The organism is Caballeronia humi (assembly GCF_001544475.1).
Taxonomy (GTDB): Bacteria; Pseudomonadota; Gammaproteobacteria; order Burkholderiales; family Burkholderiaceae; genus Caballeronia; species Caballeronia humi.
On the sequence record NZ_FCNW02000005.1, the window covers coordinates 158,204 to 169,948 of the forward strand.

The 11,745-nt window shown below is 60.9% G+C and carries 11 protein-coding genes; 8 read left to right on the forward strand and 3 right to left on the reverse strand.

The features are described from left to right. Positions 1–207 precede the first annotated feature (207 nt). Positions 208–1,515, forward strand: a complete 1,308-nt coding sequence (locus AWB65_RS08285; RefSeq protein WP_235007547.1) for an OmpA family protein — start codon at positions 208–210, stop codon at positions 1,513–1,515. 458 nt (positions 1,516–1,973) lie between these two features. On the opposite strand, the gene AWB65_RS08290 is transcribed toward AWB65_RS08285, so the two are convergent. After that, positions 1,974–2,582 carry a hypothetical protein gene (locus AWB65_RS08290; RefSeq protein ID WP_087666701.1) on the reverse strand — a complete coding sequence of 203 codons (609 nt, stop codon included), beginning with the start codon at positions 2,580–2,582 and terminating at the stop codon, positions 1,974–1,976. Between the two features lie 649 nt (positions 2,583–3,231). Here AWB65_RS08290 and AWB65_RS08295 point away from each other — a divergent pair. From AWB65_RS08295 to AWB65_RS08320, 5 genes are all read left to right on the forward strand, one after another. Further along, the gene (locus tag AWB65_RS08295; protein WP_087666702.1) at positions 3,232–4,401 is read left to right on the forward strand and encodes a patatin-like phospholipase family protein; all 1,170 of its coding nucleotides are present in this window, start codon (positions 3,232–3,234) and stop codon (positions 4,399–4,401) included. A 210-nt stretch (positions 4,402–4,611) separates the two neighbouring features. Beyond that, positions 4,612–5,058 (forward strand): Ohr family peroxiredoxin, encoded by a 447-nt coding sequence (locus tag AWB65_RS08305; protein WP_087666704.1) that lies wholly within the window; start codon positions 4,612–4,614, stop codon positions 5,056–5,058. Between the two features lie 43 nt (positions 5,059–5,101). Continuing rightward, positions 5,102–5,374 (forward strand): hypothetical protein, encoded by a 273-nt coding sequence (locus AWB65_RS08310; RefSeq protein WP_087666705.1) that lies wholly within the window; start codon positions 5,102–5,104, stop codon positions 5,372–5,374. Positions 5,375–5,494: 120 nt separating this feature from the next. Next, a complete protein-coding gene (gene msrA, locus AWB65_RS08315; protein ID WP_087666706.1) occupies positions 5,495–6,004 on the forward strand; it encodes a peptide-methionine (S)-S-oxide reductase MsrA in 510 nt (169 codons plus the stop codon). 104 nt (positions 6,005–6,108) lie between these two features. Further along, positions 6,109–6,567 (forward strand): MarR family winged helix-turn-helix transcriptional regulator, encoded by a 459-nt coding sequence (locus tag AWB65_RS08320; protein ID WP_087666804.1) that lies wholly within the window; start codon positions 6,109–6,111, stop codon positions 6,565–6,567. Positions 6,568–6,719: 152 nt separating this feature from the next. Here AWB65_RS08320 and AWB65_RS08325 read toward each other — a convergent pair whose 3' ends face one another. Further along, positions 6,720–7,544 (reverse strand): undecaprenyl-diphosphate phosphatase, encoded by an 825-nt coding sequence (locus AWB65_RS08325; protein WP_087666707.1) that lies wholly within the window; start codon positions 7,542–7,544, stop codon positions 6,720–6,722. 228 nt (positions 7,545–7,772) lie between these two features. Further along, a complete protein-coding gene (locus AWB65_RS08330; RefSeq protein ID WP_125474092.1) occupies positions 7,773–8,690 on the reverse strand; it encodes a hypothetical protein in 918 nt (305 codons plus the stop codon). A 352-nt stretch (positions 8,691–9,042) separates the two neighbouring features. Between AWB65_RS08330 and AWB65_RS08335 the strand changes: the two genes are divergently transcribed. Both AWB65_RS08335 and AWB65_RS08340 read left to right on the forward strand, forming a co-directional pair. Continuing rightward, positions 9,043–10,698, forward strand: coding sequence for a SulP family inorganic anion transporter (locus AWB65_RS08335; protein ID WP_087666708.1), 1,656 nt, complete (start codon positions 9,043–9,045; stop codon positions 10,696–10,698). 99 nt (positions 10,699–10,797) lie between these two features. Next, positions 10,798–11,733, forward strand: coding sequence for a hypothetical protein (locus tag AWB65_RS08340; protein WP_087666709.1), 936 nt, complete (start codon positions 10,798–10,800; stop codon positions 11,731–11,733). Positions 11,734–11,745: the final 12 nt, after the last annotated feature.

Below are 11,745 nucleotides of genomic sequence, written 5' to 3' on the forward strand. Positions count from 1 at the left end.
GCAAATTGGGCGTCGCCGTATCGTGACGATGTCCTAAACTGGACTTGGCGGCAGCGTCTCCATCCTGCAAACATATCGGAGTGAGTCAGCCGGTTCATCACTTCGGGTACGAGCAGCATCGCGAACCGCAGCGCATGGCGCAGCAGGATTTGAACTGCAGGGAGGTGGAAGATGCGCGAATGTGATCCGGTGGTAGCTCGGCGAAGCTTGAATGAGTCCGAGAGCCATAGTCATCGGGCGGGCGAAGCGACACGTGGAGGCGAGCTTGCGTCCAGCAGCGCGACATCGCTTGCGGCGGCCACGCTGATGCTCGGTGCGCCCGGAATCGGCCGCCAGCAGGCGACGAACGCAGCGCTGACCTTGCAACGTGCGGTCGGAAATCGCAAGACGCGCGACATGATTCTTGCGCGAGAGCATGAAAAATCCGCACTGAACCGCGCCTCGACCGAACCTGGACCGAAAGGCCAAGAGCCACCCATCGCCAAGGCCGGTCAGACACTAGGCGATCATTCCGCCAGTCTGATTCATCGGGTGCCGGAGGAGATCAAGACGCCAGGCTGGGGACGTACCATCCTCCACGACGACTCGTGGATGAAATTCGATCCGTCCGGGACCGTCGAGACCGGCACGGCCTCGCTGCCGATTTCCTTCCCGATCGGCGCTGATCCGCAAACCGTCAACCTGCCTGCCGATACCACGAGCGGTACGGTAAGAATGCAGGTCAACGCGAGCTGGTTCAGGAATGTGTGGGATGGCAATCTCGAAGGCAGTGGCGGGGTCTCGATGAATGTTTCATTCAAGATCAATGCCGACAACAAGATCGACTGGGGACCTGCGCAGCCGAAAGTGACTGTACAAGGCGTCGGCGCGACCATTCAGGTTCCGGTGGTCGCCGGCGCAGCCGGTGACGACGTGTTGATGTCGCCCATGATCAACGGCATGGGAACAGCCACTGCGGCATTGAATACGAATGTCGGCTATTCAGCCAACGGAGTACAGGGTGGCGTAACCGCGGGCTCAAGCACAACTGTGGTCGCAGGCGGCGTCCAGGGACGCACGTACGGTGTCAAGCTCAAGGTCGCGCCAATACCCATACAAAATCAGAGCTTTACCGCGTACTTTGCGGTGAATTCGGCGAAAGTAGAAGACCAATCGCAGACTAACCTTGTTGTCTGGTATGGCAAGCTCCCTCCGGCGATACGAAAGAGCGTCGAGGAAGGCACGACGACGATCTGGATTCTGGGCAATGCCAGCACGACGAACACGATCGAGTACAACCGAAACCTGTCGGAGAATCGGGCGAAACGGTTGAGGACGATTCTGCAAAGCTACACAGGCAGCAGAGCGAAGATCGAGGTCAAGGCGAATAGTTACACGATGGCCAAGCAGTTCAACCGCGATACTGGGGCAAAGGTCGCTGAGGAAGATGACGAAGCGCGCTTGGCCGAGGTCATCATCAAGTACGAGAGCCGGTCGGCTGCGCCAGAGCCTGCCGGCACGCAGCCGAAGCCCTAGAGAGCGGCGGACCTGTCTTCACGACTGGTCCGGGCCTTCAGCAACGCCTGCGCGATGCTGGCGTCAGGTAACGGGTCACGATGCGTCAGCTCATAAATCAGATGCAGGCTGGCCCACTCGCCCAGTCGCGGCGAGCGCGCTCAGCAACCGGGCGGCGGCGCGCTTAATGACGAGCTCGGGATTGTCGTTCTTCGGATGAGTAATGGCAGCCGGTTGGCCTTCCGCGGCCGGGTCGGACGACGTGCACGGCTCTCAGTCCAGCGCCCTGGTCAACGGAAAGATAAGCACGATATCGACCAGCCCGTGACCAATCCTCGCGGCATAGTAACTCCAGCGTCGCAATGTACCGGACGTTGATCATTGGAATTTCTCGGGTGTGCGCCTTGACCGATTTGGATCGCACATCGCCTCAAGCCCCGCCGCGACCCGCGTTACCGTCGTCGTGACGTCGTCCGGCCTTAGCGCTTGTTTAGAAATTCGTACAGCGGGCCCTTGAAGTCTGATGGCGGTGGCGTTCCCTTGCGTTGCGTCTTCTCCAGCGCGGCGGCATGATTCATGTCCGCTCCCATGAAGCGAACGATTTTGCCCATTCGCTCTGCGACCTCGTATTCGTCACGCGCGATCGATCCTCCGCCGATGCAGATCAGTTCATCGGAAACTTCGACCATGACCAATGAAGTTAACGAGAGCATCCGCGTATTTCCGACATATCCGCCCCAGGATTCGTCGGTAACGATGAAAACGGTGCCCACGGCGGTCGAGAAAGCGGCTTTCTCTCGCTCGGCCATCGAGGACACTACGCCGATCGTTTCGAATCCTCGTTCGCTCGCAATCGGGTATACCGCGCCTATGCCCGCGGCAGTGGCGCCCGCACAGACCTTCGTCGTGACCGGGTCGAACCCGGCGAGAAGGTCTGACAGGCATTGCTCCAGCGCGCCCTGATCCTCATAACCGGCGTTAGAGTATCCCGAGAAGGTCACGACGTGATGTCCGGACTGGCGAATCTCGTCGATCGCGGCTCGCGGAACGCTGACCCGCACGATACGGGGCTTGTCTTGTTCTGTCATGCCACAGATCCTTGGTCTGGTGAAGGGCGTGAGACGGTGTTCATCGCGATACCCGGTCGCCATCAAACAAAGGCGTGCAATTGCCCGGTCTTTACCGATGCACAGTGCAGGTGCGACCGGGGCATCGTTCAAAACATCATAGACCGACGGCACGCCGCGCGGAGCGACAGAAAAGGGCAGCACGGGCGTGAAAGAACACAAAGGCGGAGCATGATGCCATTCTGGCGCAAACTGACAGCAACGATAGTCTCCCTTCAGACAGACAGAATCAGATTCGTCAAAGGAGAGGCGCGCGCGAAATAAGGCAACGCCTGTTTCGAACGCACGGCATCGGGCGACGCCCTGCAGACATCGCGCGCACTTCAGTGTGGACGCGGCGCGCATCGAGCGTGTAGACGGACGTTCTACCGCTCGAACGCTCAAAACGCATGGCAGTACACATCACAAAGTGCGACATCCAGCGGCCGCGAAGAGCCCACGGAGGTTCTCCGTCGTGCGCCCCCCCGCGCGGCGAGACTTTTGCGTTTGCTGCTAACCGAAAACCGTCGAGTCGCCTATCCTGATTGAGGATACGCCCATGCAACCGGCATTACCGATATCGTGTTGGAGAGAGCATTCCTTTTCAACGTGCCAATCAGCGAGGAGTTCCATGCCACAAGAAGCGTCCGTGCTCGAGTCCAAGCTGGACAAGAAACCTCCCTACAAGCTGCTCGCGCTCGATGGCGGGGGCATTCGCGGTCTCATCACGATCGAAGTGCTCGCCGCGATTGAAGCGCTCCTGGAGAAAGAGGAGAGGTCAGGCAAGGAGTTCGTGCTCTCCGACTATTTCGACTATGTAGCCGGCACGAGCACCGGTGCGGTGATCGCCACCTGCGTCGCGCTCGGCATGCGGGTCGATGAGATCCGCGCGATGTATCTCGATAGCGCCGAACTCATGTTCGACAAGGCCTCGCTCCTTAACCGTCTGCGCTTCAAATACGACGACGAACCCCTCGCAAGGAAGTTGCAGAGCGTGCTTTCGCTGCAGACCGGCGAAGCCCAGCCGACACTCGGTTCGGCCGGCCTGAAGACGCTTTTGATGATGGTGCTGCGCAATGCGAGCACCGATTCTCCGTGGCCGCTGTCCAACAACCCGCGGGCCAAATACAATGGTCCGGCGGGCCTCGCGGGCTGCAATCTGGAATTTCCACTCTGGCAGGTCGTACGCGGCAGCACCGCTGCACCGACCTACTTCCCTCCGGAGCAGATTCTCGTCGGCAAGCAGCAGTTCGTGTTCGTCGACGGCGGCATCACGCCCTACAATAATCCTGCGTTCCAGTTGTTCCTGATGGCGACGGCCGAGCCTTATCGAGTGTGCTGGAAGCCAAAGCGTCCGGAAGAAATGCTGATTGTTTCGATCGGAACGGGAACGAGCCCGAAGGCGAACGGCCAGCTTGAACCCGACGACATGAACCTGCTCTTCAACGCCACGACGCTTCCATCCGCGCTCATGTTCGCCGCACTGAACGAGCAGGATCTACTTTGCCGCATGTTCGGCAAGTGCCTGATCGGCGACGTTTTAGATCGCGAAGTGCACAGCATGGTTGTCGGGTCCGGTGCTCACGGCAGCGGCGGTCCCGTCGATCCGAAGCTCTTCACCTATCTTCGCTACAACGTGGAACTGACGCGGCCGGGCTTGAGCGTTCTCGGCCTCGGAGACCTTGATCCGCGCGACGTGCAGAAGCTCGATTCGGTCGAACACAAGGACGCGTTGCGCAAGATCGGCGAGAGTCTCGGCGCACAGCGCGTGAAGCTCGATCACTTCAACGGCTTTCTCTAGGGAAGGGGACGCCAGCCAAAGCGCCCTTTCATCAGACCTATGTCGCTCGGTTCAACGCGGTAGCACCGGTCTCTTTTGACTATCAAGCCTATCGCGCGATTAAATCGCATGCGATTGACATCGTTGGTTTCTTCGTCCATTATGCGTCGCATGCGATCTAAACGCATGCGAGCAAAATACACGCAATCCCCGTCCATCAAGGAAACCATCATGACCAAGATCGAAAAAGTCATCTTCTCAGGCACGACTCACACCACGATCAATCGCGACCCCGACGCGCAGCGAGGCGAACACGGCGTCGTCGATATCAAGCTGTCGGCGCCGGGCGGCGAAAACTACCAGTTCATCGCGGCCGAACCGCATCCGACCGCCGAGCAATTGTTTGCCGGTGCCTGGTCGGCTTGTTACATCAGCGCGCTCGGCATCGCGGCGTCGCTGATTAAGGTCACGTTGCCGCCCGACGCTTCCGTGGATATCCAGGTCGACGTCGGCCAGACCGGTCCCGGCTGGTTTCTCGGCGCGCAGTTCACCGTCCGTGTACCGGGCGTGGCGCAGGATGTCGCCGAGGCGATCGCACACTCGGCGCATCAGATCTGTCCGTATTCGAAGGCCGTGCGCGGAAATATCGACGTCGCTCTGAACGTCATTACGGCTTGATGCGGCAAGGCACGCACCTCTCACATTTTCGAGGACTTACATCATGAAGACCAGACTCATCGCTGCGCTGCTCGTCGCGCTCTCGGCTTCGGCCGCTGCTCCCGCTTTCGCCAGCGGCTATGGACCGGCACCTTTTTACACGCCGTCGATCGGCGCGCCCGCAACGCAACGTGGTCAGAGCGTGCAAACGCTCACCGCCGAGCGTGATGATGCTGCCGGTCCGCAATCGGCTTATGGCGGCGTTGCCGTCGGCCGGTCGCAAGCGGGGACTCATGTCGCCGTGACTCGGCGCGACGAACTCTATTCACGTCACTAAAGTCGCGTTCGACCAGCCCCGGAGCAAAGGAACAAAATTCCAGCTATCGTATCGAACGACGAATCGATTAACCTTGCACAACGGTTTTTCGGCTAAACGCCACTCTTGGAGAGAATTGAAATGACGACGCAAACGGAAACCGCCATCCTGGCCGGCGGCTGCTTCTGGGGCATGCAGGATTTGCTGCGGCGCTACCCCGGCGTGTTGTCCACACGCGTGGGTTACACGGGCGGTGACGTACCCAACGCCACGTACCGCAACCACGGCACGCACGCGGAAGGCATCGAGATCGTGTTCGATCCCAGCCAGATCAGCTATCGCCAGATCCTGGAATTTTTCTTCCAGATCCATGATCCGACGACGAAGAACCGCCAGGGAAACGACACCGGAACGAGCTATCGCTCGGCCATCTTCTATCGCAACGATGAGCAGAAGCAAGTGGCCGTGGACACCGTCGCGGACGTCGATGCCTCCGATCTCTGGCCCGGCAAGGTCGTGACCGAGATCGTTCCCGCCGGCCCGTTCTGGGAGGCCGAGCCGGAACATCAGGACTATCTGGAACGCCTTCCCGACGGATATACGTGCCACTTCGTCCGGCCGGGTTGGAAACTGCCGGTGAAATCAGCTTAAGCAGCGGTTGGCTGCCGTCCTCGTCTCGCATCATTCGCGATATAATCGCATGCGATGTATCGTGTTGCATGCGGGACGTTGGTGTTCAGCCAAAGGGGATGCAGATGAAAAACAAGGATCAGGCGTCGCCCGCGAACGTGATGCTTTCCGACTTCCTGTGCTTCGCGGTTTATTCCGCGAACCTGGCGTTCGGCAAGGCCTACAAGCCGATTCTCGAGGAACTCGGGCTGACCTACACGCAATACATCACGATTATCGCGCTGTGGGAAGAAGACAACCAGACGGTCAGCGGGCTGGGAGAGAAGCTGTTTCTCGAATCCAATACGCTCACGCCGATCCTGAAGAAGCTTGAGGCAATGGGTTATCTGGAAAGGCAGCGCGATCCGCAAGACGAACGACAAGTGCGGGTCAGCCTCACCAAAACCGGTCGACGGTTGCGCGAAAAGGGTTTCAAGATGGACCTCGTCGAGGCGACTGGCCTGGCGCCCGAGGAGTTCGCGAAAGTGCAGAAGGCGATCGTGACGCTGCGCAAGAATTTGATCGAGTCGCTTCAGACCGATTGACGTGCGATGCCGTCGAGAAACATCACGGTCTCCGACCTCTTCCGGCAACACAACGAAGGCGAGCCGCGTCACGGGATTTTTTCGGATCGCGGAAGATGTTGCGTTTCCACGATCCGAAACCGTCGTCACTGACGATATCGAGCGCCGGAGCCTCAGTCCGCCCAGTCGACGAGCCCGAAATGCGCCGTCAGCAGCACCGCGATCCCGAATGCGATCCGATACCACGCGAACGGCACGAAGTTATGCGTGGCGACATAGCGCAGCAGCCAGCGCACGCACACCCACGCGCTGATGAACGAAAACACGAGCCCGACGGCAAAAAGCGGTACGTCACCGGCCGACAACAAATGCCGTTCCTTATACAGGCTGTACACGCCAGCGCCGATCAGCGTGGGGATCGCCAGAAAGAAGCTGAACTCCGTTGCCGTGTTGCGGCTCAGGCCGAACAGCATGCCGCCGATGATGGTCGAGCCCGAACGGCTCACGCCCGGCACGAGCGCCAGGCACTGCATCAGCCCGACCTTGAGCGCATCGAGCGGCGACATGTCATCGACGGAAAAGACGCGCGTCGCACTGGCGGGCCGGCGCTCGGCCCAGAGAATCACCAGCGCGCCGACGATGAACGACGTGGCCACGACCGTCGGCGTAAAGAGATGGGCCTTGACCGCTTTGCCCGCCAGCAGACCCACCACCACGGCCGGCAGGAACGCGATCAGCACGTTCATCACGAAGCGCCGCGCTTTCGCGTCGTCGCGGATGCCGGCGGCGGTGTCGGCGAGACGCCGCCAGTAGAAAAGGATGATGGCGAAGATGGCGCCGGTCTGGATCGCGATGTCGAAGACCTTGGCCTTCTCGCTCGTGAAGTGCAGCAACGAGCCGGCAAGTATCAGATGGCCCGTCGACGAAATGGGCAGGAATTCGGTCAGTCCTTCCACGACGCCCATGATGGCAGCTTTGATCAGTAGCAATAGATCCACGGATTCCCCGGCAATAGGAAGTTGAGAAAAGGGGTGAAGCTAACACGAGGTTATTACCCCTGTCAGCGCGCCGGCGCTCCTTCGGCCACCGAGCGTTCCGGCTGTCGTCCGGCACTTCAGTGCGGGCGACGGGATCAGGCCCGAGTGAGGCTGCGACGCTCGTCGCAGGCGATTCCGCTCGGATGTCTTTTCGACAGATCGCGAACGTTTGCCCGGTCGGCCCGAGCGCTAGAAGCTCATCGCAAACCCGAACGAGACGCCATGCACGTTGTGTCCGAACACGTACCGGACCATCGCGCGCGTCCTCGTGATCACCACCGGGTACTTGCTGCTGTCGAGTTCCAGACCGACCCCGAGCGACGTGAGGTTGTTGAAGCCGAGCACCCCGGCGCTGTCGCCGAAGTATTGCGAATAGGCGGTTTCGAGCACATAGCGAACTGGCCTGTCAAGTGCATGCCAGCCTGTGGGCGCGCGCCAGCGTGCCCACAGGCTCAGTTGCTGCGCGTCCGCCGTTCCATGAACCGCCTGGGATGAGCTGCCAAAGCTCTGCAGATGAATATCGGTGGCCCGCAGTTCGACGTCGATCTCGTAGTTCTCGCGGTAGTGCTCGAAATCCAGCATGAGTGAGCCGCCGTATCCATAGGCGTTGAGCGCGCCGTCTTCGAGGAACTGGAGGTTGCTGTCGGTGACGTGGTTGACGACCGACTGCGCGACCCTCAGGTCGCTCGCGACGCGGCCGATCACGCCGTTGAGGATCGGGCGTATCGACAGTTCATCCGTGATCGGGAAGTTCCAGCCGACACCGACCGTCGTGCTGAACGAGTTCCATTTCACTGGAAGCGGGCGCTGCTGCGTGCCGTCCGATGCGACGAACGTCGGGTCATAGCGACTGTATGCGAGCGTGCCCTCGAGATAGAGTGGAAACGATTTGCTCAGCACGAAGCCGCCGCCGAGCTGGGTCTGACCGAAGCCAGGGTTGCCGGTCGCGCCGCTGTTGATCGAGAGGGAACTGGTGGTGACGTCGGGAACGGTCGTGTAGGTCATGAGCGACAGCACGGCGTCGGCGTGGTCCTTGACGTCGCCGCCTATCACGGTGCGGTTCGACAGCGGAGGAGCCGCCTGGGCCCCACATTCGGTCGACAGCAAGGCTGACGCGAACGCGATGCAATACGCGACAGACGCCTGACGCAGGGGACATGCAAAAAATTCCAGACGATTCGGCTGAACCAGGCAACGAATCAACGTGCATGAAATCATCGCGCACCTCGTGTGGACGATCGCTGCAATCCGGGAGACGTCGATGGCAAGAGTACACGGCCCGGCCCAAAACGAATACGGTTCGCTTGAATGACCCGGTCGAATGGTATAGAACTGACGATGCGGTAATATAAAACTTGACTCATCGGGAAGGCAGCGTTGTCGATCGGATCGCGCCAGCTCTGACGGCCGCGATTCAAGTCATCGAGCGTTCCACCAGGCAGGGACTCCGGGGCAAGCGATGTTTCCTCCCGCGCAATGGCTCAGGCTCTATCGGCCGCAGTGGCTCGCGCGCGATGCCGTCGCGGGCGTGACGCTCGCCGCCTACGGCATTCCGGTTTCGCTCGCGTACGCCTCGCTCGCCGGGCTGCCGCCGCAATACGGCGTCTACTGCTATCTGGTCGGCGGGCCGTTCTATGCGCTATTCGGATCGTCGCGACAACTCGCGATTGGGCCAACTTCCGCGATCTCCTTGCTCGTCGGTGTCTCGGTCGCGGGCATGGCCGCGGGCGATCCCGGACGCTGGGCGTCGATCGCGGCGCTAACCGCCGTGATCATGGCGGGCATGTGCGTCCTCGCGTGGCTCTTGCGCCTGAGTTCGCTCGTCAACTTCATCAGCGAAACGATCTTGCTCGGCTTCAAGGCCGGCGCTGCGTTGACCATCGCCCTGACCCAGTTGCCGAAGCTATTCGGGGTGAAGGGCGGCGGCGACCACTTTTTCGAGCGCATCGCCACGCTCGCCGGGCAGCTCCCCGCGACCAACCTCGCGGTGTTTGCGTTCGGCATGGTGGCGCTAGCCGTGTTGCTGCTCGGAGAGAAGTTTTTGCCAGGACGTCCCGTTGCGCTGCTCGTCGTGGTGGTGTCGATTGTCGTGCTGTCGGTTACGTCGTTGCGCTCGCTTGGGTTCAGCGTGGTCGGCGCGTTGCCGCAGGGCTTGCCCGAGTTTCGGCTGCCTGGATTGCGCGCGCGCGACGTGGACGGCGTGATTCCACTGGCTTTCGCATGCCTGCTGCTTTCGTATGTCGAGAGTGTGTCAGCCGCGCGCGCGTTGGCACAGGCGCACGGCTACGAAATCGATTCGCGCCAGGAACTGCTCGGGCTGGGCGCGGCGAATCTGGCGGCGGGGCTGTTTCAGGCCTATCCGGTCGCGGGCGGCCTGTCGCAGTCGTCGGTCAACGACAAGGCAGGCGCGAAGTCACCGCTTGCGCTGATATTCGCGTCGGTTGCCATAGGCTTGTGCCTGATGTTCCTTACCGGACTGCTGGCGAATCTGCCGAACGTCGTTCTCGCGGCGATCGTGCTGGTTGCCGTCAAGGGCTTGATCGACGTCGGCGAAATGCGTCACGTTTGGCGCGTCAGCCGTTTCGAGTTCAGCGTATCGATGGTCGCCTTCGCGGCCGTGCTTCTGCTCGGGATTCTCAAGGGCGTCATCGTTGCCGTGCTGGTTTCGATGCTGCTGCTGATCCGGCGCGCCGCGCGCCCGCATGTTGCCGTGCTCGGCCGCATTCCAGGGACGCGCATCTTCTCGGACATCGAGCGCCATCCGGAGAACGAGCCTGTCGCGGGCGTGCTGGCGTTTCGCGTCGAGGCGTCGCTGCTCTATTTCAACGTCGAGCATGTGAGAGCTGTGGTTCGACAGAGAGTTTGCTCGACGGAAGTGACGCTCAGGCTGGTGATCTTCGATCTGTCCACGACGCCCATCGTCGATCTTGCAGGCGCGCGCATGCTGGCTGCCGTGCACGCGGAGTTGCATGCCGCGGGCGTCGACATGCGAATCGTGTCGGCGCATGCTGAAGTGAGGGACATGCTGCGCGCTGAAGGTCTCGAAGAACGCGTCGGGCAGATCGGGCGACGTGCCTCGGTGGCCGACGTGATCGAGAGCATGCAGGGCGCCTGACCTGGATGGATGATCCGTCGTGGTTCGGCCGAGAGCCCAACGGCCATGAGCAGCCCGACCACCTGCTTAAATACATTCTCCAACAGGCGTGGAGGAGCCATGAAAGCCATCGTCGCCTGCGTGGCGGCATGCCTTGGCGAACTGGCCGGCGCATCGCTCGCCGACGCCGCAATCCGCTATGCGCAAGACCTGCGGCCCAGCGGTTCGATCTTGCTTGAAATGTCGTCGTCCGCGTTGCTGGTTCCGCAACGATCTGTCTATGACGAGATGCTGATGGAGAACGGTATCGAGCCGGGGTCGAGCAAGGCGAAGTTGATCGTCGCGTGGGTCGAGCGGATCCATCACGACCCGACGATCACAAGCAACATGCAGCAGGCGAGGGCGCTTTTCCTCGGCGCGCAGTCGCGCTCCGACCTCGTCGCGGACGGGCTCGCGCGTCTTGCGCCGCCGCGACGCCTGCAATACGTCACGCTGATCACGAGGTTCCTCGACACACTCGTCCCGACCGACTGCTTCGGGTTGAACGATATGAGCGAGGTCGTGAACCACGTAAGCCTTGGCGAGATGTCGGAACCGGACATCGACGAATACTTCCGGATGCTGCTCGACGCCATTCGCGCATCCGCATCGAATGCGCCTCTCGACATACCCACGCCGCAGCAATCCGCCGATGCGCAAACGAGCCTGAAAAACGCGTTGTTGATCGAGCTGGACAACACGGAGGCGAACGTCGTGCGTTACGAGGCGTATATGGCGAACCCGAGGAATGCCACGCCGGACAACGCATGCTGGGCAATCAGAGTAACGATGCACGCGATCCTTGCGATGCCGGAACCTTATCGTGACGTCGTGCTGCGCAACACGGTCAGTCCGCGCAATCGCCGGGTAACGCCCGATACGCGCGGGTTTCCGATGAAAGAAAGCGTTCCGGCATTGCCGCAGACGCGAATCCGGAATGCGCATGCCGGAGCATGCTTGCAATCGGCGCGCTTTAACATAAGCTTGCTTGAGGGAAGGACTTGTACCGTGTTCTGAAGCGCATAAAAA

What these genes read in the sequence shown, in the direction of transcription:
- AWB65_RS08295 (WP_087666702.1), top strand. Translation starts at nt 3,232, where the DNA reads ATGCCACAAGAAGCGTCCGTGCTCGAGTCCAAGCTGGACAAGAAACCT.
- msrA (WP_087666706.1), top strand. Translation starts at nt 5,495, where the DNA reads ATGACGACGCAAACGGAAACCGCCATCCTGGCCGGCGGCTGCTTCTGG.
- AWB65_RS08310 (WP_087666705.1), top strand. Translation starts at nt 5,102, where the DNA reads ATGAAGACCAGACTCATCGCTGCGCTGCTCGTCGCGCTCTCGGCTTCG.
- AWB65_RS08340 (WP_087666709.1), top strand. Translation starts at nt 10,798, where the DNA reads ATGAAAGCCATCGTCGCCTGCGTGGCGGCATGCCTTGGCGAACTGGCC.
- AWB65_RS08335 (WP_087666708.1), top strand. Translation starts at nt 9,043, where the DNA reads ATGTTTCCTCCCGCGCAATGGCTCAGGCTCTATCGGCCGCAGTGGCTC.
- AWB65_RS08290 (WP_087666701.1), bottom strand. Translation starts at nt 2,582, where the DNA reads ATGACAGAACAAGACAAGCCCCGTATCGTGCGGGTCAGCGTTCCGCGA.
- AWB65_RS08320 (WP_087666804.1), top strand. Translation starts at nt 6,109, where the DNA reads ATGAAAAACAAGGATCAGGCGTCGCCCGCGAACGTGATGCTTTCCGAC.
- AWB65_RS08305 (WP_087666704.1), top strand. Translation starts at nt 4,612, where the DNA reads ATGACCAAGATCGAAAAAGTCATCTTCTCAGGCACGACTCACACCACG.